Origin of the sequence: Methanocaldococcus indicus (genome assembly GCF_049554935.1) — an archaeon.
GTDB classification, from domain to species: domain Archaea; phylum AGJL01; class Methanococci; order Methanococcales; family Methanocaldococcaceae; genus Methanocaldococcus; species Methanocaldococcus indicus.
The window spans coordinates 1066026-1091056 of record NZ_CP186926.1; the positions used below are offsets into that span (position 1 = coordinate 1066026).

A 25031-nucleotide genomic window follows, 5' to 3' on the forward strand; every position below is an offset into this window, starting at 1 on the left:
AATATCCCTTAAATTTTTGGAATATTTAATTTTTCTCTAATTATTTTCTTTCTTTTTAATCCTGTTTCACTAAATTCAACTCTTGATTGTACTCCTGTAACAACCAATAATACCCTAACTGTATCTTCCAATTTGTCATCTATTGTAGCCCCCCATATAATAGTAGCTTCTGGGTCTAGCCTTTCTGAGACTGTTCCAACAACTTCCTTAGCTTCCTCTAATGTTAAGTTTTCAGGACCCATTACATGGATTAGGGCTCCTTTAGCACCATCAATATCAACATCCAACAATGGAGATTTTAGAGCTTGGTTTATAGCTTCCTTAGCTCTTTTTTCTCCCTCTCCTTCCCCTATCCCAATCATTGCTAAGCCTCCATCAGACATAACAGCTTTTACATCTGCAAAATCAACATTAATTAATCCATCTTTTGTTATTAACTCTACTAATCCTCTAACAGAGTTTATTAAAACTTCATCAGCTACTTTGAAAGCTAATGTTAAAGGCATTTTAGGAACAATTTCAAATAACTTCTCATTTGGAATAACTACTAATGTGTCAGTATTTTGTCTTAACTTCTTTAAACCTTCCATTGCATTTCTCATTCTAACTTTTCCTTCCATTTCAAATGGTAAAGTAACAACTGCAACAGTTAAAGCACCTATTTTTTTAGCTATTTCAGCAACAACTGGAGCAGAACCTGTTCCAGTCCCTCCTCCTAATCCACATGTAATAAATACCATATCAGAATCTTGAATAGCTGCTTTAATCTCTTCTGCACTCTCCTTAGCTGCTTCTTCTCCAATTTTTGGATTTCCACCAGCTCCAAGCCCTCTTGTTAATTTTCTCCCAATAAGGATTTTTTTATCTGCTTTTGTTCTTATAAGTTGTTGAGCATCTGTGTTTATAGCAACTGTTTTAGCTCCTTCAATACCTTCTAAATATAATCTTGTTATTGTATTGTTCCCAGCACCTCCACAACCTACAACAGTAATTCTTGCCCTTGTTTGTTGTAGGAACTCTAATAATATTTTGTCATCCTCAGATAATTCTATATCATCTTCTAATGGAACTTCTTCATCTTTTAAAACTTTCTCTAAAAATTTCACAACTATTCACCTTGACAGCAAATATTATGTTTTATTATAATTATTGTATATATATTACTTGTCACATTAATATATTACCTTATATTACCTTTAAATTCTACTATGTGAATATAAATTCATATAAGGAGTATAAAAATGTATTGTTTTTTTAATAATTATTCCTCAAATTTAAAAATATTTTGTTGTGAGATATTATGGCAAAAATTCCAAAATTACCAAAAAAACCAAGAGAAATAGCAAAACAGAAAATAATTGATTTAGCTAAACAGATGTATAATGATTTAATGAGAGGTTTAAGACCAAAGATAAAGATGCCTATAAGAAGTTTATCTAATGCTATGTTTGATAAAGAGAAAGGTTCTTTCAAATTAGTTGGAAAAGAAAAAGAGAGAACTCTAACAGTAAATCAAGCTAAAATCTTTGCTCAAACAACTAAAATGATGGAATTTGCTAAACAACTATTAGACACTGATGACTTTTCTACTTTGAGAGAAGCATATTATGTTTCAAAAAACTGGGGAGAGGCAAGATTTGATGACCAACAAGCATCTAACAATGTAATAGAAGATTTAGAAGCTGCATTAGGAGTTTTAAGAGAACATTTAGGTTTTATCCCAGAAGAGGATGGTTCTGCTGTTGTAGGTAATTTAAAGATTATTGAAGAAACTCCTGAAGGTGAGTTGGTAGTTGATTGTAGAAGATTAGGTAGTGGTGCATACAATATTCCAAATGATATAACTAAGCTAAACTTAGAAACTAATGCAGATTTTATATTAGCAATAGAGACAAGTGGTATGTTTGCAAGGTTAAATGCTGAGAGATTTTGGGATAAACATAACTGTATCCTTGTATCCTTAAAAGGGGTTCCAGCAAGAGCTACAAGAAGATTTATAAAGAGATTACATGAAGAATTTGATTTACCAGTCTATGTCTTTACTGATGGAGACCCTTATGGTTATTTAAATATATATAGAACTTTAAAGGTAGGTAGTGGGAAATCTATACATTTGGCTGATAAATTAGCTATTCCATCAGCAAGATTGATAGGTATAACTCCACAAGATATTATAGATTACAACTTACCAACACATCCATTAAAAGAGCAGGACATTAAGAGAATAAAAGATGGATTAAAGAATGATGATTTTGTTAGAAACTTCCCAGAGTGGCAAAAAGCTTTAAAACAGATGTTAGATATGAAAGTGAGAGCAGAACAGCAATCTTTGGCTAAGTATGGTTTAAAGTATGTTGTTGATACATATCTTCCAGAGAAGTTAAAAGATGATAGCACATGGCTACCTTAAACTTTCTCTTAATATAATTAATTTTTCTCTAATTTTGTGATTTCCTACTTTCCTTGCAATACTTAATAAACTATCAAACTCATCATAGAACTTTTTTATCTTATTTTCCTCAACTCTATTAATTTTTAGGTTAATTAAAAAGAGGGATTCATAATCAAAAGATGATTTGTTTCTTTTATTTTCTATATATTCTTTTAGCATTTCTAAACTTTCTAATAATAACCTTTTCTTTTCTAAAAATTCTTCAGAAATTTTTCTTTTCTTTCTACCTAATAAAAGTAGTTCTATCTCACTTTTTAATTCATAACTTCCAACTTTTAAAGCTAAATTCCCAATACTCCTCACTTCACTATAAAAATCTAAAACTATTCCTCTATCTAATCTTAAAATCTTTAATGTTATTAAATTAAGAACATCTCTATCTAAATCATCTTTAAAAGGTTTTTTGTCAATATAGTTCTTTAATAATTCTAAAACTTCAATTAATTTTTTTATTTTTTGTTTTTGACTCTGATTTAATCTTTTTTTGTCTCCATAAACAGCATAATTAATTTCTTTCCTTAGCTCATAACTTCCAAGATTTTTAGAAATCTCAACAATCTTCATTTTAATTGGCTCTATATCCTCCTCTAAAAGTTTCCCTTTTTCTAAATAGTCAATTAATTTTCTAATTATTACTCTCTCATCACTTCCAGGTTTTGCATAATTTTCTAATATCTCCAATATAAATATGAATCTTTCAGATATCTCTAACAACATATTTATTCACAGCATTTATTACTTTAATATTATCATTTTAAAGAGGTGATATTTTTGGGTGTTCCTATTGGTGAATACATTCCTAAAAAAATTATTGATTTTAAAGATTTAAAAAATAAGTGGGTAGCAATAGATGGATTTAATGCAATATATCAATTTTTATCATCAATTAGATTGAAAGATGGCTCACCATTAAAAAATAAAAAAGGTGAGATAACATCTGCATATAATGGAATATTCTATAAAACCATAAATTTATTGGAAAAAGATATTTATCCAATTTGGGTGTTTGATGGAGAACATCCTGAATTAAAGAAAAAAACAAAAGAGCTAAGGGCAAAAGAAAAAGAAAAAGCTAAAGAGAAATTAGAGGAGGCCATAAAAAAAGGAAAAGATGAAGATATATTAAAGTATGCTAAGAGAACATCTTCTGTTAATAACAAGATGATTGAAAACTGCAAATATCTACTAAAACTTATGGGCATTCCTTATGTGCAAGCACCATCAGAAGGAGAAGCACAGGCAAGTTATATGGCTAAAAAAGGAGATGTCTATGCAGTTGTGAGTCAAGATTATGATTCTCTTTTATATGGTGCCCCAAGAATTGTAAGAAATCTAACATCTACAGGAGAAAATTTGGAGTTGATAGAGTTAAATGAGGTCTTGGAAGATTTAAAATTAGATTTAGATAGTTTAATAGATTTAGCTATATTAATTGGAACTGATTACAATCCAAAAGGAGTTAAAGGAATAGGATTTAAGAGAGCTTATGAACTTGTAAGAAGTGGTGTAGCAAGAAAAATCTTAGAGAAGGAGGTTGAAAACTACTATGAAATAAAGAATTTATTTAAAAATCCTAAGGTAACTGATGACTACTCTTTAAGTTTAAAACTTCCTGATAAGGAAGGATTATATAAATTTTTAGTTGAAGAAAATGACTTCAATCCTGAAAGAGTAAAAAAGCATATTGATAAACTTTATAACATTATAAAATCAAAAACTAAGCAAAAAACATTAGATAGTTGGTTTTAGGTGAGCAAATGAACACTTATGGAGATATGTTTAGAGTAACAGTCTTTGGAGAAAGTCATGGAAAAGCTGTTGGTGCTGTTGTAGATGGTTGTCCTGCTAATTTACCACTAACTGAGGAAGATATTCAAAAGGAGTTAGATAGAAGAAAACCAGGACAATCTATATTTTCAACTCCAAGGAAAGAGGAGGATAAAGTTGAAATTTTATCTGGAATTTTTAATGATTTGACAACTGGAGCACCAATATGCTGTTTAGTATATAACAAAAATTTTAGGAGTAAAGATTATGAAGAGTTGAAAGATATTGTTAGGCCAGGACATGCAGATTTAACTTATAGATTGAAATATAAAAATTATGATTATAGAGGAGGAGGTAGAGCAAGTGGAAGGATAACTATTGGACATGTTATTGGTGGAGCAATTGCTAAGAAACTTTTATCCTACACCTACAACATAAAAATTGTAGGATATACTATAAAAGTAGGAAATATAGAGGGAGATTTTAACTACTACAACAATCCTAAAATTTTTGAAAATGAGTGTAGTTTAGAAAATTTAATTGAGAATATAGAAAAAAATCCATTGAGATGTCCATCTATAAATTATAGAGACATGGAAGAGTATGTATTAAATGCTATGAAAGAAGGAGACAGTGTTGGAGGTGTTATAGAGATTGTTGTTTTAAATGTCCCTGTTGGTGTGGGGAATCCTATATTTAATAAATTAAATGGTGAGTTGGCAAGAGGATTAATGAGTATAAATGCAGTTAAAGGAGTTGAAATAGGTAGAGGTTTTAAATCTGCTGAAATGTTAGGTAGTGAGATGAATGATGAGCTATACTTTGAAGATGAAAAAATAAAATTTTACTCTAACAATTCTGGTGGAATCTTGGGAGGAATATCAACAGGACAACCAATAGTGTTGAGAATTGCTATTAAACCTACACCATCTATAAGAAAAAAACAAAGAACAATAAATTTAAAAACTCTTGAAAATGTTGAACTCTCTGTAAAAGGAAGACATGACCCTATAATAGTTCCAAGAATAATTCCTGTTGCTGAGTCAATGGTAGCTATAACATTAGCAGATTTAATGATTAAAGGTGGATTTATACACCCATGTAGGTTATAGTTATGATTCTATTAATGGGAGGCACAAAGGATAGTGTAATTATTGGAAATGGGATAAAGAGAGAGTTAAAAGATATTGATATTATTTATACATCTACAACAGATTATGGAGGAGAATTAGCTAAATCCTTTGCATCTAAAATAATAACTAAACCATTAGATAAAGAAAAATTAAAAAAAGTAATTTTAAGTAATAATATAAAGATATTAATTGATGCAACTCATCCCTTTGCAATAAATGCCAGTAAAAATGCTATGGAAGTATGTGAAAAACTTAATGTTAAGTATATAAGATATGAAAGAAAAGAAGAGAAAATAAAAAACAAAAATATAACTTATGTTAAAGATTTTGAGGAAGCATTTGAAATAGCTAAAAAATTTAAGAAAGTTTTTTTTATGGCTGGAATTAAGAACTTAAAAAGGGCTGTTGAAGTTTTAGGAAATAAAGTGGTGGCAAGAGTTTTACCCATATCAGTTAGTGAGGCATTAAATTATCTTCCACAAAAAAATATTGTAGCAATGTATGGAACTTTCTCAAAAGAGTTGAATAAATACTTAATCTTAGATTATGGATGTGATGCAATAATAACAAAAGAGAGTGGAGAAACAGGAGGATTTAAAGAGAAAGTATTAGGTGCTTTAGAAGCTAATGCATATGTTATTGTTGTAGAGAGACCAAAATTAAACTATCCTAATGTCTTTAATAATGTAGATGAGCTTATTAACTATTTAAAAGAAAATTTATAATCTATTCTATTACATTTAAATATTTTAAAATCCTTACCCATATAAGATTTAGTATTAAAACTATTGGAAATAAAATAAAGCTGATAATATTATGGATTTCATTATAGTTTAACAAATTATGATATTGAATAATTAAAATAATCCTTATTACATTAAAAAATTCTATCATAATAATACCAAAAAGAGCATATATAATTTTATAAACAATTGAGACTTTTGGTGTAGCTAAAATAAATGCTAAAAAAAGGGAGATTTCAAAAGAACATGTGCATGCTGGGATTATAACAAAAGCTATATTTTTTGAAAATATAATGTTGTTATATAATCCTAAATTTAAAATTTTTGAAATAAGTAATGCCAAAAAAACAGATAGATAATTTTCCAAAAATAAGGTAAAAAATGAATATATTATAAAAAAATATAACAAAAAAAATAAAATATATTTTTTTTTATCATCCATTTATAATTGCCTCTTTTACTTTATTTACTATATCAACTACTTTATTAAGCTTTACAGTATTTGAGACAATATTTTCATTTTGTGCTTTTGTTGATGAACTTTCAACTGTCTTTAAATAATAAAATCCTAAAATAGCTGCAACTGCTACAACAGCTGCCATTAATATAGCAAATTCCATAGTAATTTGTCCTCTATTTTTTAATAATACTTTCATTTTACTCCCCTTATTATATATATTAAAGCTATACTTGTTGATAGTATTATTAATATTTTTACATATATAGGAACTGGAATACTTTTACTTTCTTGTACAATTGTAATAAACTTAGTAGTAGAATCTCTATTATTATCATTATCAACAACAGTTAGAGTAACTATATAAGTTCCAGGTTTGTTATAAACATGTGTTATAATTGGATTAGTTGTAGTTATTTTGGTTCCATCTCCAAAATCCCATATATATTCTACTATCTTTCCATCAATATCATAAGAGCTTGAAGCGTCAAATGTTACATTTAATCCATTTATTGTGAAATTGAATTTTGCTATTGGAGGATAATTAGTATTACCTCTAACAAATATTGTCTTTGATATAGAAGACTTTACACCTAAATCATTCCAAACAGTTAAGGTAACTGTATAATATCCTATATTTTTGTATATGTGAGTAGGATTTTTTTCTGTGGATGTAGAACCATCTCCAAAGTCCCATATATATTTTACAATATTTCCTGGATTAGATGTTGAGTTATCATAAAAATTAACAACTTCATTAACTTTTGGATACAATGGTGAGTAAGTAAAATCTGCTTTTAGGTAATAAACTGTTATTGTTTTCTTTATAGTAGATGTTGCATTTAAGTTATCGACAACAGTTAGAGTAACTATATAAGTTCCAGGTTTGTTATAAACATGTGTTATAATTGGATTAGTTGTAGTTATTTTGGTTCCATCACCAAAGTCCCATATATATTCTACTATCTTTCCATCTGGGTCATAGGAACTTAATGCATTAAAGGTTATATTATCATTATAATTTGGATATATTGGAGTGTAAGTAAAATCTGCTTTTGGAGGAAGATTTATAACACTAAATTTTTCAGTGGTAGTACCAATAGCTCCAAATCCATCCCAAACTGTTAATATAGCAGTATAATTACCAATAGGGAATTTGTGATAAATTATTTTTAACTCATTTGATGAATAATTCCATACTATATCTCCAGAGGAATTATAGACAGTTAAATTAAATCCGTATATTTTTGCAGGAGGTTCATCTGGAGAAATGATATAACCTGAACCATCTGATAATTCTCTATTTGCATCAGGGTCATAAGAGTTTAGAGGATTAAATACAACTGAATCTCTATAACTTGCAGGATTTGGGTATATATAAAGAACAGCAACTGGATTATGGTTGTTTATAACCTTAACTTGTCTTGGTAGGAAATAAACTTTAGGGTCATATCCTTCAATGTAGTAAATTCCTTCTCTATTGATTTTATATGTTAAATTTTCAAATGATGTAACATAACTTACATATTTTTCGGCATATTGGCATATTAAACCTGAATAGCCAATATAATAAAGTTCATCTAATAGTATATTGTTCTTTGTGTAATCAAGTAGATAAATCTCTAAGTAACCACCAATATAATTTTTAGGATATTTATAAATAACATTGAATGGCTCTCCTACTTTAACAATTGTTGGATTGATCCATAGCATTGAGCTGATAATTTTATTATTCTTTATGACAGGACCAAAACCTACAGAAACTATTCCATTTTCATCAATTATCATTACATGTGCTTGATAATCAACATCATTATTTGGATATATATGAGTTGGAGAATTATCTAATGAATAAGTTCCATCTCCAAAACTCCAGAATACAAGTACTGGCTTACTATAAGGATATTCATAGGAATACTTTATTCCACCATTAGTTTCTTCTGCTTTAACTACAACATCATAGTGGGTTTTTTGCTTTAATTTAAGTTCAATTGGAGAGCTTATTACCTTTGACCATAACTCAACAATTCTATTGTCTTTATCATAAGATTTAAAGAATGTATTTTCATTAATAGTTGTAGGAATAATTTTATAAGTTGTATCTCCTACATCACCAACAACTAAATAATCTAATGTAGCAGAGGATGCAATAGAGTAATCTCCCCACCTATCTACATCCATCCAACAAATTGGATAGATAAATGGGAATTTATAAACATGTTCTCTCCCATAATTTGAATTGTATAATTTATAAGATGTTTCACTTCCATCTCCAAAGAATAAGAATATTTTAGTATAGTCCTCAGCGTCTTTAGGTTTAATATATATAGGTTCATTTACTCTATATGCCATAGCATATTCATCTTCAACATTTACAGCTCCACTTTCATTCATTACATAATTTTCATTTCTTATAGGTTCAAAATATCCACCTCTTGGTCTATTTACTTTAATCCCACTATCCAAATAACCAACCATCACTCTACCAAAATTATCAATAACCAACACTCTTGGGTAGTAAATTCCTGGTTTAGTATATATATGAGTCGGTGATTTCTCAAAAGAGAAAGTTCCATCTCCAAAACACCAAACATTAAATATAATGTTTCTATTTATAGAATAGTTAAATTTTACAGAATCTCCTTCTACAATCTCTGTTTTATCTACATTAATATCTACAGGAGTGGTATCTACACTTAATCCTAAAAATTTTACATTTATTGGACTTTCAGAGTAGTATTTTATGATTACTGTGTTATTTGTTGAATTATATAGTACTTCCCAATTTGTTTTTGAATTTGAAGGGCTACCATTAAAGATATATGTTGTATTATAAATATTTCCAATTATTATCCAATTGTATGTTAATGCCTTTGAATATCCAGTGTTGTTTAAATATCCGCACCATGCAACTGGGTAGGCAAATGGAAATGTATATGTATGATTGACTACTTTATTATCTCCATAATCTGTTTCTACTAAATCTCCAAAATCCCATTTTGTATATCCATTATTAATAATATCTTGAGCTACTGAATTAGGAGCTAATGCCTCAAATATTATAGTATTATTTACTTCTCCTGTATAGTTAGAGATATTCATTGTATTGTTGTGTATTAAAATAATATTTCCATTTACATTTATATACAAAAATAAAAATAATAAAAATATTAAACCATATGGTTTATGTGTTTTCATTACGTATCAACCTAAAATATTGTTAAGTTTTAACCGTTTCCCATTTCCATAGCTTATCATTGCATTTAATAACTTCTCATACAAACCGACAGCTATGGGAATGGGTTGTCCTTAACCCATAACTTCATCGGGAACACCGTTCCCTCTGCTATAGGCTCATTGGACTTCGGGCTGAACGGAGACAGCCCCATGAATCTTTTTATCAAATTAAATACAGCTACTGCATCTCTATCGGCATAAAACCCACAATCAAAGCAATACATTAGCCTCAAAGGCAGAGCCCTATCATCGGCTAACATATATGTTTAAGAGTAATTTATATGTTATTGTATGCTACGAAAACTAAGAAACTGTTTCGAACCCTTCAGAGCTCATACGGTTCATCATAAAATCAGTTAAAACTAATCATCATCAGGGAAAGATTATGAGAGCTTTAATTTTAGATGGATATACTGATGAGCCAGCAGGTTTAGGAGTTCCTCCATATTTGGGAGTATATCCAAGATATGCTTATGGAGTTTTAGATAAATTTAATGTTGAAACAGATTATACAACTATTGATAAATTTAGAGAAAAACCTTTAAATTTAGAAAGATATGATTTAATCATTTGCATATCTGGATTTCACACTCCTGGGAAGTATCTTTCTGCTAACCCAGCAACATTAAAAGAATTAGCATCAATAGTTTATAAATCTAATGCTATAAAAGTTTTAGGGGGTCCAGTAGCTACAAAATTTGGCTCTTCTTTTGTTGGAGGAGAGTTAAAAAAAGAAGAGAAATATAAAGAGATTTTTGATGTTGTTGTTGAAGGAGATTTAGAAGCTGTTTTATATGATTTATTAAATGAAAATTTAAATGTTGAGAAGGTAGATACTGAAAGATTTAGGAGTTATGAAGAATTGAGAGAATTTGCAATTAGAGGAGCTAAAATAGTAAAAAAACATCCACTATATCCTAATATAATTGTTGAATTGGAGAGTTATAGGGGTTGTGCAAGAGCAATAACAGGAGGATGCTCTTTTTGTGTTGAACCAAGAAGATTTAAATTGCCAGAATTTAGAGATGAAAGAGATATATATGAAGAAGCTAAAGCTCTCTCATTGGAAGGAATAAAATATTTTAGAGTTGGGAGACAGCCTTGTATATACAGCTATAAAGCTTTTGATATAGGAAAAGAAGAAGTTCCAAAGCCAAATGTTGATGCAATAGAAAAATTGTTTAAGTCATTATCATCTCTAAATCCAAAAGTTTTACATATAGATAATGTAAATCCTGCTGTTATAGCAAGATATAAAGAAGAGAGTATGGAAATAACTAAGATTTTGGTTAAATATTGCACATCTGGAAATGTTGCTGCCTTTGGTGTGGAAAGTTTTGATAAAAAGGTTATAAAAGCCAATAATTTAGGATTTGAGCCAGAGGAAATTTTAGAGGCAGTTAAAATTTTAAATGAAATTGGAGGAGAGAGAGGAGAAACAGGACTACCAAATTTACTCCCTGGAATCAATCTTCTATTTGGACTAAAAGGAGAGAGTAAAAGAACATTTAAAATAAACTATGAATATTTAAAGAAAATTTATGATGAGGGATATATGCTCAGAAGAATAAATATAAGGCAAGTAGTCCCATTTTATGGCACAGATATATGTGAGAAAGATATAAAAAAAGCTGAAAAAAGAAAAAAGTTATTTTTATGGTTTAAAGAGAAAATTAGAGAGGAAATAGATAATAAAATGTTAAAAAGAGTTGTTCCAAAAGGAACAATATTAAAAGATGTATTAATTGAGAAAAAGGATAAAAATTTATATTTTGGTAGGCAGTTGGGCAGTTATCCAATTTTAGTGGGAATAAAAGGAAATGTAAATATTGGTGAATTTGTTGATGTTAAAGTTGTAGATTATGGTTATAGGTCTATAACAGGAGTTCCTATTAAAAATTAACTTTTTTAGAAGTTAATAAATGAATTTTAATTCTGAAACGGTCTTATTTTAACGCAGGGAAAATATTAGAGAAGAGTATTTCCATACCGGGACGGTCTTATTTTAACATTATTGAAAGAAAATTTTACAACTTATACCAGCTATTATTTCCATACCGGGACGGTCTTATTTTAACTATGACACTCCTAAAATCCAACAAATCCTTATACACTCATTTCCATACCGGGACGGTCTTATTTTAACTTTAGTTTTTTTAATATCAACTGTCGGAGCAATTCCATTTCCATACCGGGACGGTCTTATTTTAACCAGATAGCTATACAACAGTAACATCAACAGGAACAATATTTCCATACCGGGACGGTCTTATTTTAACATAAAAAAATTCCAAGTAAGATTCAAAATATCAAGATATTTCCATACCGGGACGGTCTTATTTTAACGGGATGTTAAATCAGAATGCAATTATAAAAACACAAATTTCCATACCGGGACGGTCTTATTTTAACAGGAAGCACATTTTAGACATAATAATATAACAACGTTCTCATATATAAGCTTTTTGGTACTAAAATTTTCGAAGGGTAGGTTTCCCTATTCATTTATATACCTTCGAACTTTTATAAAAATCTTTCTATTTCATATTAATCCAATAAAAATTTTTCATATCTAAAAACTAAACCAATCTATCTGGGATTTTCAAATATTAAAAGAAAAAACATAAAACTACAAAAAATCTCATTAAATTATATAATCAAAATATATAAAATATTCAAAATAACGACCCCCTATGAATTTTCCTAAAAATCCTCTAAATTGAAAATATCCTTCTAAAATCAAATAAAATCAAAAAATAAAGATTTTTAGCGTGATAATTGTCATCTGAATATTTAAAATTATGGTTAGTAAGATATTAATAAAAGCAATTTTATTTTAAAAGTTTAACATTACACCAAAAAGGTGAAAAGTTGTTCTTAACATTAGATGATTTTGATTTTGAAGGGAAAAGGGTTGTTTTAAGAGTAGATATAAATTGTCCAATAAATCCAGAAAATGGAGAAATTTTGGATGATAAAAGAATTAGAGAAGTTAAGAAAACTATAAATGAGCTATCTAATTCTGGAGCAAGAGTGGTTATTTTAGCTCACCAAAGTAGGCCTGGAAAGAAAGATTTTGCTCCTTTGGAGGAGCATGCTAAAAAATTAAGTGAGATATTACATAAAGAAGTTAAATATTTGGATGAAATATTTAGTAAGAGAGTTATCAATGAAATAAAAAATATGGAAGATGGAGATATAATTCTCTTGGAGAATATAAGATTTTATTCAGAAGAAGTTTTAAAAGATTGGAAAAAGTGGGAGAAGATTACTCCAAAAAAACAAGCAGAAACATTATTAATTAAAAGGTTAGCTCCTCTCTTTGACTATTTTGTTAATGATGCATTTGCAGCTGCTCATAGAGCACAACCTTCATTAGTTGGATTCTCTTATTATATGCCTATGATTGCTGGTAGATTGATGGAGAAGGAGGTTAATGTTTTATCAAAGGTTGTAGAAAATCCTGATAGTCCTGCTGTATATGTCTTAGGAGGAGCTAAGGCAGATGACTCTATAAAAGTTATGAAGAATGTATTGGATAGAGTAGATTATATACTAACTGGTGGAATAGTAGCAAATATCTTTTTGATAGCTAAGGGCTACAACTTAGGTAAGAATTTAGAGATAATTAAAAACTTAGGATATGAGAGTTTAATAGAAGAAGCTAAGAATCTATTAGAAAAATATGAAGAAAAAATATATACTCCTGTTGATGTGGCTTTAAATATTAATGGGGAGAGAGTAGAAAAAAAATTAAATGGAGATGTTGAAGAGCTAATAAATGATATTGGAGAGGAGACAATAAAGATATATAGTGAAATTATCAAAAAAGCTAAGACTATTGTTGCTAATGGACCTATGGGAGTATTTGAATTGGAGAACTTTGCTATTGGAACAATAAAAATTTTAGATGCTATTGCACACTCAAAAGGATTTAAGGTTATTGGAGGGGGACATATAGCAGCTGCAACTGAATTATTTGGATATGCTGATAAGATAGACCATATATCTACTGGTGGAGGAGCTACTCTCTCATTCTTGTCTGGGGAAAAACTTCCAGTTATAGAAATGTTGAAAGAATCATATTCAAAGTTTAAGCATCCATAATTTTATTGAATATAAGTAAATCAAACTTAGAAACTTCTATTAACCCCAAAAATATAATTCTTTTTATACAACCATTTTCAATAGAGCAGTAGTAAAAGTAGTAGTCCTCTACAACAAAAATAGCACCATCATCTTTACAAAAGAGAATATGTATATTATCTTTCTCAAAAAATCTTTTTAAATAGGATAATATTTCGGGCGCCATATAATATAGATGGCATATTGTGTTTTGTATTGTTTTTAGGTGTTTAACTAATCAAGTCAATCAGTTGGATAGGTTTAGATAAGTGTCTCCTTGCAGATGGAGGAACTTCATAAAAACCAATTTTTATATTCCTCTCAACTATTATTTTTTTTACACTTTCCTTATTAAAAGAGCTTTTACATTTTTTACATTTAAATGTAGTTCTTCCTTTAGATTTTAGAGTTCCACCACATAAAGGACATTCTTTAATATATTCAAATTTTTCAGCCAATTTTAAAATCTTAATTTTCTCTATATTTATAGTTAAAGGTTTTTCTCTAACTGTTCCATAAACTGCTATATAGTCTCCAACTATCAACTCTCTAATTATGTCTCTAAACTTTTTAGTTGGTTCATAAGCTATACAATCTATCTCTCCTGTATCATCCTTTAATTTAAATTTCACATGCCCTCCTTCTAAGTTTTTTGGCTCCTCTGATAAATAGCCATATACAATAACTCCTGTGTTTGGATATATATCCTTAATTTTCATATATCTTAGATGAGCATCAGTTCCATGATTTGTTTTAAATATTAAAAATCTCTCTGATTTTTCTCCTTTAACTAAAAAATGAGCATCTATTAAATATTTTATATCTATTCCTCTTATTCCATACAAAACTGGACATGGAGTATTTGGAGTTATTAAAATTTTTTTATTCTCATAGTCATAGTTATCAAATGTGTATGGGAAAGTTTCTTTATCCATCTTTATAACACTATCCTCATCAATTATCCTTTTTGTTCCCCATCTATCTCTATATCTATAAGCTATTAGTTCATAAGTATATGGTGGAGTTGATGATATAGCTCCTAAAGCTCCTATAATTCCTCTCCCTAATTTATATTTTATACTATATCCATTTACCAATTTAATGATTTTTTCAGCATAATCAACATCAACAATATTATATAAAACCTCTTTATAATAGTTCTTTAGAATCTCTCTATGGTTTTTATAGTTCTTATGCTCCAAAAATACAACTCCTGGATTTGTATTTTCATCTTCTAAATCTGAGTACTTCTCAACAAAGTCAATAACCAAATCTTTTATAAATTTAAAATCTTCTCTTTTGTAGTTTAAAATTCTTAAAGAAACTCCTCCATTACCTCTTGTTTTGTATTTAACAGAAGGATTAAATCTAATTAGTTTTGGAATATCTAAAATAAATCCATTGTTTTTTAGTTCTTCATATAGAAGAGTAGCTAAGTATGTTGTGCATAATTTCCTTCTACTGTCTGTATCATCTATTCCAATGAACATACTTCCACCAATACTCTAAGAATATCTTTTAAATTCTCTTTTAAATCCCTTTTTTCAATCTTTTTAGTCTCAAAAACAACTCCTTTTCTTAAAATTCTATCATAAGTCGGGCAAATTGTAGTTAAAGATTTTTTATTATCTAATTTAATTTTTGAATTTATAATTTTAGATAACTCTCTTGGATTATTACACTCAATAAAAATAGATAAACTCTCACTATTTTTAAAATAAGTATTTTTAATTCTCTTTTTTAAGAAGTTGTTAGATTTTATATATAATCTATATGTCTTTTTAGCTTCTAACAATTCCTCTTTTAGTATGTTGAAGTAGTTTATAGTTTTGTATGTCTTATATATATCTAAAAACTCATCCTTTATTTTTTTAAATATCTCTTCTTTAATACCTAAGAAACCTCCATATTCACAATTTAAAATTTTTGGACTTCCAGTAGAACAAACAACTAAATCTCCATATCCACAATCTCCTCCAATTTTGTTGGATATATCTTCAATAAATAAAATGTTATTTTCATCACATGCCTCTCTAATCTCTTTTAATGGATTCTCTGCAAGATATCCAGAGAGAGATGTTAAAATTAAGGCTTTATCTTTGTAGTTTATATTCTCTATTACTCCTAAATTAGTTTCTATTTTTTCAATATTTAAATTAAAGATTTTAGGATATTTTAAAAATCCTTTCCATCCTCCCATATCAGGAACTAATATTGTGTCATAAAATTTCTTAGCTATAAAAATAGATAAAAAAACACCTGCACTTCCAGAAGGTAAGAAAAATATTTTATATTCATTATTTAGTAGAGAGTTTATAATCTCTTTACAAATCTCTTCATCTCCCTCTTTATCAACTTTTGGAGCTCTTCTATGTCTTAAATATATAAAAATCACCTTTTTATGGTTTTAAATAAAAGAGATGTGAAATGCATGAACAATCAGAACATCCAAATTTTTTAATTGGTATTAAAATATCTCTTAGCTCTTGAGCAACTTCACACTCAACTTTTTTATTGGTTATATAGATTTCCTCAATTTTTCCATACTTTAAAAGATAGTCAATATGCCAATGTAATTTTTTATCATCTCTTAAATGTCTCCCAATTCTATTTTTTAAATTTATACTATTTCCAAAAGCAGAACCCACATAGAAATAATATCCTTTTTTAAAAAATTCTTCATTATTACCAAATTTTATTTTTCTACCATTTTTTAGTTTTATTTTTAGTATATAGGTTCCTTTTTCTTTTGTAATATTATTTTTACTAACTTTTTTGAAATTATATTTATCTAAAACTTCTTTTATCTTTGTTAATTTCTTATAGTAAGGACAGATTTCTTTAATCTCTTTAAAGCATTTATCACATCTTGGCTTAACATTACATATCTCCCTACCAAATACAACTAATAAATTATTTATTTCCTTCCAATACTTTTTTGGTAATATTTTTCTTAGCTCTTTTTCAGTTTCTTCAGGTGTTTCAGTATCTACAAACTCCCATCTATTGCATATTCTATGGACATGAGTATCTACACAAATCCCATCTTTATTAAAAGCTAAGGTTAATACTAAATTAGCTGTTTTCCTACCAACACCTGGAAGTTTTAATAACTCTTCTAAATTGTCAGGAATTTCTCCATTGTATTTATCTTTTAAAGTTTTAGCAAGTTCTTTTAATTTTTTAGCTTTTACTTTATAAAATCCAGCTGGATAAATTAGATTAGAAAGCTCTTCTTCATCAATATTTATTAAATCATCAACATCTTTAACTCTTTTAAACAATTTTTTACTAACCTCCTCTGTTACTTCATCTCTTGTCCTTGCACTTATAATAGTTGATACTAAAACTTTAAAAGGACTATTTTCTTTTGAAATTTCTGTTACAACAGCATCTTTTTTTATCTTCTCTTTTAATATATCCAATAGTTTTGTATTTATATTACCACCTTCAAATATTTGAATTAACATATAAGAAGTATTATATAACTGTTTTGTATATATAATGATTATTGCTCAATAGTTATTACTTTGGTGATTACCTTGAAATTACCAACAACAAATAAAAGATTACTATTTTCCAAAATTAAAACTTATGATGAGACACTACCATCTTTAAAGAGAGTTATTATTGAACCTGTTGGATTTCCAATTAAAGTAAGTAATAGCGAGAATGTTAAAGTTTCTGCTGAGAACTTAGATTTATTTAATATCTATGCGAGAGACCAATGGATTGGTGAGATTGTAAAGGAAGGGGATTATTTATTTGATAATTCAATTATTCCTGACTATGCATTTAGAGTAATTTCCACATATCCAAAAGGAGGAGGACTAATAACGAGTGACACTTACTTTATACTACAACAACCTAAAAAAATTATAAGAACACAATTTAAAAAAGCTAAGTTTGATGATATTATAGGACAGGAACATGCTAAAAAGAAATGTAAAATAATAATGAAGTATTTAGAGAATCCTAAACTATTTGGGGAGTGGGCTCCAAGAAATATATTGTTTTATGGACCTCCTGGAACTGGAAAGACATTAATGGCAAGGGCATTAGCAACAGAAACAGATTCCTCATTTATATTAATAAAAGCTCCTGAGTTGATAGGAGAACATGTAGGAGATTCATCTAAGATGATTAGAGAACTCTATAAAAAAGCTGAAGAATCTGCTCCATGTATTGTATTTATTGATGAGTTAGATGCAATAGGGTTGAGTAGAGAGTATCAATCTTTAAGGGGAGATGTCTCTGAGGTAGTAAATGCACTATTAACTGAATTGGATGGAATTAAAGAGCATGAGGGAGTAGTTACTATTGCAGCAACTAATAATCCTGCAATGTTAGATACAGCAATTAGAAGTAGATTTGAGGAAGAAATAGAATTTAAACTACCAAATGATGAAGAAAGATTAAAAATTATGGAGTTGTATGCAAAAACATTGCCATTACCAATTAAAGCAAATTTAAAAGAATTTGTAGAAAAAACTAAAGGATTTAGTGGTAGAGATATTAAAGAGAAGTTTTTAAAACCTGCTTTACACAAAGCAATTATTGAAGATAAGGAATTTATTGATAGAGAGGATTTACTATGGGCAATTAAAAATATTAAGAAAAATGTTAGAGAAGCTCCTCAACACCTCTATCTATAATATAATCCTCAACTATCCACAACCTATCTTTATTTTTTCTATACAATATTAACAACTTGTATATTATTTCCTGATTATCTCTATTGAATATTTCTCTAATAACTATATCATAAATTTCAAAATCATCAACATCATTATTTATTAGTTCTTCAACTACTTTAATAAGTTCAGAGTCATCTAATTTTTTAATATTGTTCTTTAAAAATGTTCTTAAAGTGTAGATGTTCTTTTTTTCTAACTTAGATAATTTAATTAAATTTTTAATTTTGTTAAATAATGAATCTACTTCAATAAATTCCTCCCATAAAAAATTATTTGTAATTATCTTTTCTAAGAGCTTAATGATATCTTCCTTTGATTGTTTCATAATATTATTAAATATTTCTTCCCCATCAATAAACATATTATTTTTATATGCCAAATACAAAGCATATCCATGCTTACAGTTGTATTTATATGGGCAGGAGCATATACTCTCTAAGGTATCTAAGTTAAACTTTACTTTATATATTTTAGAACCAACAACTTCTCCAAATAAATAATTTTTGTATTTTACACAATATCTAACTAAACCTAACTTAAAATATTGCTCTCCTCTTTTTTTGACAAGTTCATCAAACATAATAATCACTAATAATATATAAATAAATTAATTTTAGAAAAGTATATATAGAAGTTTTACTAACATATATAAATAATTTTCGTAAATTATATAAAGGGGTTTATTTTGAAAATAAAAATACTACATAAAACTCCTAAAGGTTTTTTTATCGGTAGAGGATTTGTGAAGATAGGAACTGATGTTTTTTATAAACGTAAAAAAGTTGGGAAGGTTGTTGATATTTTTGGCCCAGTAAAAAATCCATATATTAAAATAAAACCATATAAAAAAGATATTGTTTTAGATGTTGTCTATACTAATAAATAATTTTTTAGGGATTCCTATGTCTAATTTAAAAGAAATCCAAAAAGAGTTAGAAAAAAAATTAGATAAAAAAGAAGAAAAAAAGGAAGAAGAAATAGTATGTCCTATTTGTGGTAGTAAAGAAGTTATAAAAGATTATGAAAGGGCTGAAATTGTTTGTTCTGTGTGTGGATGTGTAATTAAAGAGAACTTATTTGATGTTGGGCCAGAATGGAGAGCATTTGACCATGAACAAAAAATGAAAAGATGTAGAGTAGGAGCTCCTACAACACTAACAATTCATGATAAAGGACTTTCAACAGTTATTGATTGGAAAGATAAAGATAGTTATGGAAAGGATATATCTGCAAATAAAAAAGCTCAATTATATAGATTAAGAAAATGGCAAAGAAGAATTAGAGTATGTGATGCCTCTGAAAGAAACTTAGCATTTGCATTATCTGAGTTAGATAGAATAGCAGCTAAGTTAAATCTTCCTAAACATGTTAAGGAACATGCTGCAAGAATATATAGAAATGCTGTTGAGAAGGGATTAATTAGAGGTAGAAGTATTGAAGGAGTTGTTACTGCTGCTATATATGCAGCATGTAGAATTTGTAGAGTTCCAAGAACTTTGGATGAGATTGCAGAAGTTTCAAGAGTAGAAAGAAAAGAGATAGGTAGAACATACAGATTCTTAGCAAGAGAATTGGGAATAAAATTAACCCCAACAAGTCCAATAGATTATGTTCCAAGATTTGCCTCAGCTCTTGGCTTACCAGGAGAAGTGGAAAGTAAAGCAATACAAATTTTAGAAAAAGCAGCTGAAAAAGGATTAACAAGTGGTAGAGGGCCTACTGGAGTTGCAGCAGCTGCAATATATATAGCAAGTGTCTTATTAGGACATAGAAAAACACAGAGAGAAGTTGCAGAAGTTGCAGGTGTAACTGAGGTAACAATAAGAAATAGATATAAGGAATTAACTGAACATTTAGATATTGATGTTACTCTATAAAGGGGGAATATGGGACTTTTAGATAAAATAGGAAGTAAAAAAAAATCTGAAAAATTGAGTATTATCAATAAACCATTAGGATTAAAAGATAGAGAAACCAAGATAGATAGATTTAAAGAAAAAAAGGAAGAAGTAATAATAGATAAATACAATGTCAATGTTGATGAGATAGAATTTGAGGTTATTATAAAAAGATGTCATGGGGAAATGTTCTATTTAATTCCTGAAATTGAATATATTGAACAATCATTATCTCATATTTCAAAAGAAAATTTAAATATGTTAAAAATACAAATTGGAGAACTTGGTTTATTTGAATATGAGCAAATAAAAAATTATGTTATAGAGTTTTTAACAAGATATAATATAAAAGTTCCACATGTGGAATCATTAGCAAAATTTATATATCTACAATCTGGAAGATTAGGACTTTTGGAAATTCCTATAAATGATGCTTTTTTAGAGGAAGTTATGGTTAATGGGTATAGTATTCCAGTTTTTGTTTTTCATAGAAAATTTCAAATGTGTGAATCAAATATTGTTTTAGATAGAAATGAAGTAAATAGAATTATTGAAAGTATCTCTAACTTGGTAAATAGGCCTATTGACTCAAGAGTGCCAATGCTTGATGCATTCCTTCCAGATGGTAGTAGAGTTAATGCTACACTCCCAGATATTACATTAAATGGAGCTACTCTAACTATAAGAAAATTCTCAAAAACACCATTAACAGTTATTGATTTAATAAAATATAGAACATTATCATTAGATACTGCAGCTTTTCTATGGCAAGCAGTTGAGGGTTACTTTGGCTCTAAGCCAGCTAATACATTAATAGCTGGAGGAACAGGTTCAGGAAAAACTACTCTTCTAAATGTTTTATCAATGTTTGCAATGTATAATGAAAGAATAATAACAATTGAGGATACACCTGAACTACAAATACCTCATAAGCATGTTATAAGAATGGTCACTCGTCCAGCAAGGCCTGGAATGCCTGAGTATGAGATTACTATGGATGATTTAATTAAAAATGCTCTAAGAATGAGGCCAGATAGAATATTTGTTGGAGAGGTTAGGGGGGAAGAGGCTCATTCTTTATTAGTTGCTATGAATACAGGACATGATGGTGCTTTAATTAAAGATGAACTAATATATCTATCAAATAATGAAACTATAAACATTGGAGAATTTGTAGATGAATTTTTTGAAGAAAATAAATCAAATATAATAAAGGAACACAATGGTTTTGAATGGATTGATATATCTGATGAAAATATCCATATAGAAAGTTTTAATAAAAACACTTTAAAGATTGAAGATAAATTAATATCAAGAGTTTGGAGAAAGAGATACATTGGAAAGATGTTGAATATAAAAACTGAAAGTGGTAAAGAAATAACTCTAACTCATGACCATCCTGTTTATATTTTAAAGAATAATATTATATTTGAAGTAAATGCTGAGATAGTAAAGATAGATGATTATATAGCCATTCCAAAAGGGTTAGATATTAGTTGGGATAAAGTTGTAAGTGTTAAAGAAATTAATTATAATGGATATATTTATGACTTAACAGTTGAAGATAACCATACTTATATAGCTGGGAAATCAGATGGTTTTATTGTCTCAAACTGTTCAGGAACATTACATGCAAATAGTGCAGATGAAGCAATCCTTAGATTGACAAGTCCTCCAATGAATGTTCCAAAAATTATGCTAACAGCTTTAGATTTTATTATAAATATACAAAGAATTAGAAGAGGTGGAAAAACTTTAAGGAGAATCTTAGGAATTGTTGAGGTTGTTAAAGGAGATAAACAAGATATAGCAAAAACTACACTGTATGAATATGATGGATTAAAAGATACATTAGTTAGAAAAGGAATATGTATGTGGGAAGAAGAAGTATGTGAAATAGCTGGAATAAGTAGAGATGAACTACTAAAAGATAGAGAAAGAAGAAAGATAGTTTTAAAATATTTGGTTGATAAAGGTATAAATGAATTAGAAAAAGTTGGAGAATACATAAAAGAGTATCAAATTGACCCAGACAGTTTGGTTAATAAATTAGCAAATAAAATAACTTAAGGAATTTAATATGGCAATTAATGATTACATAATAAAATTAAAACTTTATTTGTATAAAAAAGGACTAATAACATTAGATACAGAAACTATAAACTATTTGAAAAAGAAACAATTTAAAGAAGAATTAAAAAAAGAGCAACAAACTGAAGTAGTAACTTTTGAATATTATGAGGAATATGATGAAGGAATAGAAGAAATTCTATATGAAACAATTCCTATCAATAATCTTATAAAATCATTTGTTGAAAAGCTTAAGAAAAATAGAAAATTATTCTCAGATAGATTGCTTAGATATGTTGGATACTCATCTGTAGAAGAATACTTTAGAAGAGTTTTTCTTTATGATATTATTTTTTCAATGTTTATATTTTTATTTTATCTACTTGGAGGTAACATTTTAGAAGGAATTATATTTTCAATAATCTTCTTTACAATAATTCTAATATTAGGAATATTGTACCCAAGATTGAAGATAATAATGTTCAAAGGAGATATTAAGTTAGAGGTGCTTTTTTCATTGGTGTATATAGTTTCACTTATAAAATCTGGAGTATCTATTATGGAAATTATTAATAGGATTGCAAAATCTAAAGAATTTGGAATTTTATCTTTTGAATTTGAAGATATAGTTAGAGAGATAAATATAGGATATACATTTGCAGAGGCTTTACAGAGAGCTATGGACAGAGCTGAACTACCATTATTAAAAAAGTTGTATGAGCAGATATACATAGGATATAATAAAGGAAATTTAGATTTACTATTAGAGAAGTTTTATGAAGAAATTGTAAGAGAATCCTTAGCAAAATTAGATACTTCTAAATTTATGATACAAAATTTAGGTAATTTGGCCTTTGGGACTGGGATAATTCTACCTTTTAGTGGTATGATAATATCATCAATGATGGGTAATCAAGGACTTCCAGGGGTTATTAATACTATGGATTTGTTATTGGTAAAGATAGGGCCAATGCTAACATTAATATTTGGAATCTTGGTTAAAATGAAAATAGAGTGAAACTATTATGGAATTTAGAGAAATTTTAGAAATTTTGTATTATGTCTTAATAAAAAAGAATACTTTATTACTAAAGAAGTGTGGATATGACATTAAAGAAAAGCATTTTATCCTATTAGTGTTAATATCAATCATTTTTGGGGCTTTTTTTGGTTATTTCTTGTCTCTTAGTTTTAGAGGTATAGTATTGATGTGCATAATATATTTTTGCTTTGTAGTTTCATATCCAAAAATTATTTATGAGAATCTAATAGAAAAATTAGAAAAAAATATATCTAAAGCATTATATATTATGGTATTGTCTTTAGAATCTGGTAGGTCTATTAATGATGCATTAAAAGATGTTGTAAATAGTGATATAAAAGTGGTTAGTCCTATATTTAAAAAAATTCTCTTGTTAATGGAAAAACAAAAAATAAGATTTGAAGAAGCTATAACAATAGTATCCTCATTTTATGACTCTAAAGTTTTAAAGATGTTGTCAAGAATTATTATTGAAAATAGAAAGTCTGGAGGTAATTTATCAGAATCTTTGAGAATATTAGCTAAAACATTAGATGATTTTCATCTATTCAAAAGACAATTATTGAGTGTTACCGCAACTGGAATAGCTACTGGATTTGTTATGTTATGTCTTGTTGTCCCTGCTGTTAGTGGAATATTAGGAGGATATATTATAGCTACATCCTCATTATTATCTCAAACTGGAAAGGCTCCACCAGTTAATCCAGAGGATTTAAAAAGAGCTATTGAGATTGTGCAAGTTGGAACTGCTATGTTAGGAGCTTTATTCTCTATCCCAATATTTGGATTAAAGATAGAAAGGATGTTTCAAGTTTCAGCTATAACTATGACATTGGGAGTAATAATATTCTACCTAATTGTGAAGTTTGTTCCAATGATGTTTAAAATGTAGATTTTAAAAATTATTTTAAAAAACTATTTATTTCATCATTTAACTTAATAATTCTCAAAATAACTTCTTTGTTTGCACCTCTCTTTTTAAACTTATCTACAACTTTATCAATCTCAACTCTTTTATCTCCAAAAATTAAATTATCTGCATGAGCAACAACTTTCTCCTCTATTGTAATAGGAATATAGTCCTTATATGGCAAACCAAACTTTAAAGCTTCTTTTTTGGTTAATCCTGCTCCTATATGTCTCTCTGCAATTAATGCAATTCTTTCATCAAATCCCAACTCTCTTAAAATTTTAGCTCCAACAACTCCATGCTTTATAGAATGTGTTTCACTCCTTCCTATATCATGGAGTAATCCTCCTAACTTAACTAATTCAGCATCTATTTTATATCCTCTACTTTTTATCATTAAAGAAAGTTCATAGGCATAATTTGAGACTGCTATACAGTGTTTAACTACATCCTTAGGACATAGTTCTTCCAAAATTTTTAATGCTTTTAAATACATAATC

General features: G+C 28.2%; 23 protein-coding genes and 1 CRISPR repeat array. Of the genes, 12 read left to right on the forward strand and 11 right to left on the reverse strand.

Annotation, left to right across the window (positions count from 1 at the left end; translation table 11 throughout):
* Positions 1 to 8 precede the first annotated feature (8 nt).
* Positions 9 to 1106 (reverse strand): cell division protein FtsZ, encoded by a 1098-nt coding sequence (gene ftsZ, locus ACPB8Q_RS06130; RefSeq protein ID WP_423792304.1) that lies wholly within the window; start codon positions 1104 to 1106, stop codon positions 9 to 11.
* A gap of 194 nt (positions 1107 to 1300) precedes the next feature.
* Here ftsZ and ACPB8Q_RS06135 point away from each other — a divergent pair, with 194 nt between their 5' ends.
* A complete protein-coding gene (locus tag ACPB8Q_RS06135; protein WP_423792305.1) occupies positions 1301 to 2410 on the forward strand; it encodes a DNA topoisomerase IV subunit A in 1110 nt (369 codons plus the stop codon).
* On the opposite strand, the gene ACPB8Q_RS06140 is transcribed toward ACPB8Q_RS06135, so the two are convergent.
* Positions 2402 to 3169, reverse strand: coding sequence for a hypothetical protein (locus ACPB8Q_RS06140; protein WP_423792306.1), 768 nt, complete (start codon positions 3167 to 3169; stop codon positions 2402 to 2404). The two genes, ACPB8Q_RS06135 and ACPB8Q_RS06140, sit on opposite strands and share 9 nt — an antisense overlap.
* A 54-nt stretch (positions 3170 to 3223) precedes the next feature.
* On the opposite strand from ACPB8Q_RS06140, the gene fen reads away from it, so the two are divergent.
* The 3 genes from fen to cobK are packed head-to-tail and all read left to right on the forward strand — an operon-like array spanning position 3224 to position 6077.
* On the forward strand, positions 3224 to 4201 hold the full coding sequence (fen, locus tag ACPB8Q_RS06145; RefSeq protein ID WP_423793419.1) for a flap endonuclease-1: 978 nt from the start codon (positions 3224 to 3226) through the stop codon (positions 4199 to 4201).
* Positions 4202 to 4209: 8 nt separating this feature from the next.
* Positions 4210 to 5331: a chorismate synthase gene (gene aroC / locus ACPB8Q_RS06150; protein ID WP_423792308.1), complete on the forward strand. Its 1122-nt coding sequence runs from the start codon at positions 4210 to 4212 to the stop codon at positions 5329 to 5331.
* A 2-nt stretch (positions 5332 to 5333) separates the two neighbouring features.
* Complete coding sequence (gene cobK, locus ACPB8Q_RS06155) at positions 5334 to 6077, forward strand: precorrin-6A reductase (RefSeq protein WP_423792309.1); 744 nt, start codon at positions 5334 to 5336, stop codon at positions 6075 to 6077.
* Between the two features lies 1 nt (position 6078).
* On the opposite strand, the gene artD is transcribed toward cobK, so the two are convergent.
* The 3 genes from artD to ACPB8Q_RS06170 are packed head-to-tail and all read right to left on the reverse strand — an operon-like array spanning position 6079 to position 9750.
* Complete coding sequence (artD, locus tag ACPB8Q_RS06160) at positions 6079 to 6537, reverse strand: archaeosortase D (RefSeq protein ID WP_423792310.1); 459 nt, start codon at positions 6535 to 6537, stop codon at positions 6079 to 6081.
* Positions 6530 to 6751, reverse strand: a complete 222-nt coding sequence (locus ACPB8Q_RS06165; protein ID WP_423792311.1) for a class III signal peptide domain-containing protein, archaeosortase D/PIP-CTERM system-associated — start codon at positions 6749 to 6751, stop codon at positions 6530 to 6532. The genes artD and ACPB8Q_RS06165 overlap by 8 nt, the downstream gene beginning before the upstream one ends.
* The gene (locus tag ACPB8Q_RS06170) at positions 6748 to 9750 is read right to left on the reverse strand and encodes a PKD domain-containing protein (protein WP_423792312.1); all 3003 of its coding nucleotides are present in this window, start codon (positions 9748 to 9750) and stop codon (positions 6748 to 6750) included. Before ACPB8Q_RS06170 ends, ACPB8Q_RS06165 begins: the two co-directional genes overlap by 4 nt.
* Before the next feature lie 424 nt (positions 9751 to 10174).
* On the opposite strand from ACPB8Q_RS06170, the gene ACPB8Q_RS06175 reads away from it, so the two are divergent.
* Both ACPB8Q_RS06175 and ACPB8Q_RS06180 read left to right on the forward strand, forming a co-directional pair.
* Positions 10175 to 11692: a radical SAM protein gene (locus tag ACPB8Q_RS06175; RefSeq protein WP_423792313.1), complete on the forward strand. Its 1518-nt coding sequence runs from the start codon at positions 10175 to 10177 to the stop codon at positions 11690 to 11692.
* A 23-nt stretch (positions 11693 to 11715) separates the two neighbouring features.
* A CRISPR array of direct repeats spans positions 11716 to 12201; the repeat unit is 30 nt; unit sequence ATTTCCATACCGGGACGGTCTTATTTTAAC.
* A gap of 459 nt (positions 12202 to 12660) precedes the next feature.
* On the forward strand, positions 12661 to 13896 hold the full coding sequence (locus tag ACPB8Q_RS06180) for a phosphoglycerate kinase (protein WP_423792314.1): 1236 nt from the start codon (positions 12661 to 12663) through the stop codon (positions 13894 to 13896).
* Here ACPB8Q_RS06180 and ACPB8Q_RS06185 read toward each other — a convergent pair.
* From ACPB8Q_RS06185 to ACPB8Q_RS06200, 4 genes are read right to left on the reverse strand one after another with little or no spacing between them, the layout of a single operon-like run.
* Positions 13883 to 14101 (reverse strand): hypothetical protein, encoded by a 219-nt coding sequence (locus tag ACPB8Q_RS06185; RefSeq protein WP_423792315.1) that lies wholly within the window; start codon positions 14099 to 14101, stop codon positions 13883 to 13885. The genes ACPB8Q_RS06180 and ACPB8Q_RS06185 overlap by 14 nt on opposite strands.
* Positions 14102 to 14144: 43 nt before the next feature.
* Positions 14145 to 15404, reverse strand: coding sequence for a TiaS agmantine-binding domain-containing protein (locus ACPB8Q_RS06190; protein WP_423792316.1), 1260 nt, complete (start codon positions 15402 to 15404; stop codon positions 14145 to 14147).
* Complete coding sequence (locus ACPB8Q_RS06195; protein WP_423792317.1) at positions 15389 to 16309, reverse strand: hypothetical protein; 921 nt, start codon at positions 16307 to 16309, stop codon at positions 15389 to 15391. Before ACPB8Q_RS06195 ends, ACPB8Q_RS06190 begins: the two co-directional genes overlap by 16 nt.
* Positions 16310 to 16313: 4 nt before the next feature.
* The gene (locus tag ACPB8Q_RS06200; protein ID WP_423792318.1) at positions 16314 to 17384 is read right to left on the reverse strand and encodes a DUF123 domain-containing protein; all 1071 of its coding nucleotides are present in this window, start codon (positions 17382 to 17384) and stop codon (positions 16314 to 16316) included.
* A 66-nt stretch (positions 17385 to 17450) separates the two neighbouring features.
* Between ACPB8Q_RS06200 and ACPB8Q_RS06205 the strand changes: the two genes are divergently transcribed.
* Complete coding sequence (locus ACPB8Q_RS06205) at positions 17451 to 18569, forward strand: AAA family ATPase (protein WP_423793420.1); 1119 nt, start codon at positions 17451 to 17453, stop codon at positions 18567 to 18569.
* Here the strand turns inward: ACPB8Q_RS06205 and ACPB8Q_RS06210 are convergent.
* The gene (locus ACPB8Q_RS06210) at positions 18538 to 19191 is read right to left on the reverse strand and encodes an SWIM zinc finger family protein (RefSeq protein ID WP_423792319.1); all 654 of its coding nucleotides are present in this window, start codon (positions 19189 to 19191) and stop codon (positions 18538 to 18540) included. The genes ACPB8Q_RS06205 and ACPB8Q_RS06210 overlap by 32 nt on opposite strands.
* Before the next feature lie 105 nt (positions 19192 to 19296).
* On the opposite strand from ACPB8Q_RS06210, the gene ACPB8Q_RS06215 reads away from it, so the two are divergent.
* From ACPB8Q_RS06215 to ACPB8Q_RS06235, 5 genes are read left to right on the forward strand one after another with little or no spacing between them, the layout of a single operon-like run.
* Positions 19297 to 19497 (forward strand): Gar1/Naf1 family protein, encoded by a 201-nt coding sequence (locus tag ACPB8Q_RS06215; protein WP_423792320.1) that lies wholly within the window; start codon positions 19297 to 19299, stop codon positions 19495 to 19497.
* 16 nt (positions 19498 to 19513) lie between these two features.
* The gene (locus ACPB8Q_RS06220; protein WP_423792321.1) at positions 19514 to 20488 is read left to right on the forward strand and encodes a transcription initiation factor IIB; all 975 of its coding nucleotides are present in this window, start codon (positions 19514 to 19516) and stop codon (positions 20486 to 20488) included.
* A 9-nt stretch (positions 20489 to 20497) separates the two neighbouring features.
* Positions 20498 to 22579 carry an ATPase, T2SS/T4P/T4SS family gene (locus ACPB8Q_RS06225; RefSeq protein WP_423792322.1) on the forward strand — a complete coding sequence of 694 codons (2082 nt, stop codon included), beginning with the start codon at positions 20498 to 20500 and terminating at the stop codon, positions 22577 to 22579.
* A gap of 10 nt (positions 22580 to 22589) precedes the next feature.
* Positions 22590 to 23597 carry a type II secretion system F family protein gene (locus ACPB8Q_RS06230; protein WP_423792323.1) on the forward strand — a complete coding sequence of 336 codons (1008 nt, stop codon included), beginning with the start codon at positions 22590 to 22592 and terminating at the stop codon, positions 23595 to 23597.
* A 7-nt stretch (positions 23598 to 23604) separates the two neighbouring features.
* Positions 23605 to 24513: a type II secretion system F family protein gene (locus tag ACPB8Q_RS06235; RefSeq protein ID WP_423792324.1), complete on the forward strand. Its 909-nt coding sequence runs from the start codon at positions 23605 to 23607 to the stop codon at positions 24511 to 24513.
* A gap of 10 nt (positions 24514 to 24523) precedes the next feature.
* On the opposite strand, the gene ACPB8Q_RS06240 is transcribed toward ACPB8Q_RS06235, so the two are convergent.
* Positions 24524 to 25030 (reverse strand): TIGR00295 family protein, encoded by a 507-nt coding sequence (locus tag ACPB8Q_RS06240; protein WP_423793421.1) that lies wholly within the window; start codon positions 25028 to 25030, stop codon positions 24524 to 24526.
* Position 25031: the final 1 nt, after the last annotated feature.

Excerpts from the sequence above, each read along its gene's own strand:
- ACPB8Q_RS06135 (WP_423792305.1), top strand. The coding sequence starts at position 1,301 with ATGGCAAAAATTCCAAAATTACCAAAAAAACCAAGAGAAATAGCAAAA.
- ACPB8Q_RS06140 (WP_423792306.1), bottom strand. The coding sequence starts at position 3,169 with ATGTTGTTAGAGATATCTGAAAGATTCATATTTATATTGGAGATATTA.
- aroC (WP_423792308.1), top strand. The coding sequence starts at position 4,210 with ATGAACACTTATGGAGATATGTTTAGAGTAACAGTCTTTGGAGAAAGT.
- cobK (WP_423792309.1), top strand. The coding sequence starts at position 5,334 with ATGATTCTATTAATGGGAGGCACAAAGGATAGTGTAATTATTGGAAAT.
- artD (WP_423792310.1), bottom strand. The coding sequence starts at position 6,537 with ATGGATGATAAAAAAAAATATATTTTATTTTTTTTGTTATATTTTTTT.
- ACPB8Q_RS06165 (WP_423792311.1), bottom strand. The coding sequence starts at position 6,751 with ATGAAAGTATTATTAAAAAATAGAGGACAAATTACTATGGAATTTGCT.
- ACPB8Q_RS06170 (WP_423792312.1), bottom strand. The coding sequence starts at position 9,750 with ATGAAAACACATAAACCATATGGTTTAATATTTTTATTATTTTTATTT.
- ACPB8Q_RS06175 (WP_423792313.1), top strand. The coding sequence starts at position 10,175 with ATGAGAGCTTTAATTTTAGATGGATATACTGATGAGCCAGCAGGTTTA.
- ACPB8Q_RS06185 (WP_423792315.1), bottom strand. The coding sequence starts at position 14,101 with ATGGCGCCCGAAATATTATCCTATTTAAAAAGATTTTTTGAGAAAGAT.
- ACPB8Q_RS06190 (WP_423792316.1), bottom strand. The coding sequence starts at position 15,404 with ATGTTCATTGGAATAGATGATACAGACAGTAGAAGGAAATTATGCACA.
- ACPB8Q_RS06200 (WP_423792318.1), bottom strand. The coding sequence starts at position 17,384 with ATGTTAATTCAAATATTTGAAGGTGGTAATATAAATACAAAACTATTG.
- ACPB8Q_RS06210 (WP_423792319.1), bottom strand. The coding sequence starts at position 19,191 with ATGTTTGATGAACTTGTCAAAAAAAGAGGAGAGCAATATTTTAAGTTA.
- ACPB8Q_RS06220 (WP_423792321.1), top strand. The coding sequence starts at position 19,514 with ATGTCTAATTTAAAAGAAATCCAAAAAGAGTTAGAAAAAAAATTAGAT.
- ACPB8Q_RS06225 (WP_423792322.1), top strand. The coding sequence starts at position 20,498 with ATGGGACTTTTAGATAAAATAGGAAGTAAAAAAAAATCTGAAAAATTG.
- ACPB8Q_RS06230 (WP_423792323.1), top strand. The coding sequence starts at position 22,590 with ATGGCAATTAATGATTACATAATAAAATTAAAACTTTATTTGTATAAA.
- ACPB8Q_RS06235 (WP_423792324.1), top strand. The coding sequence starts at position 23,605 with ATGGAATTTAGAGAAATTTTAGAAATTTTGTATTATGTCTTAATAAAA.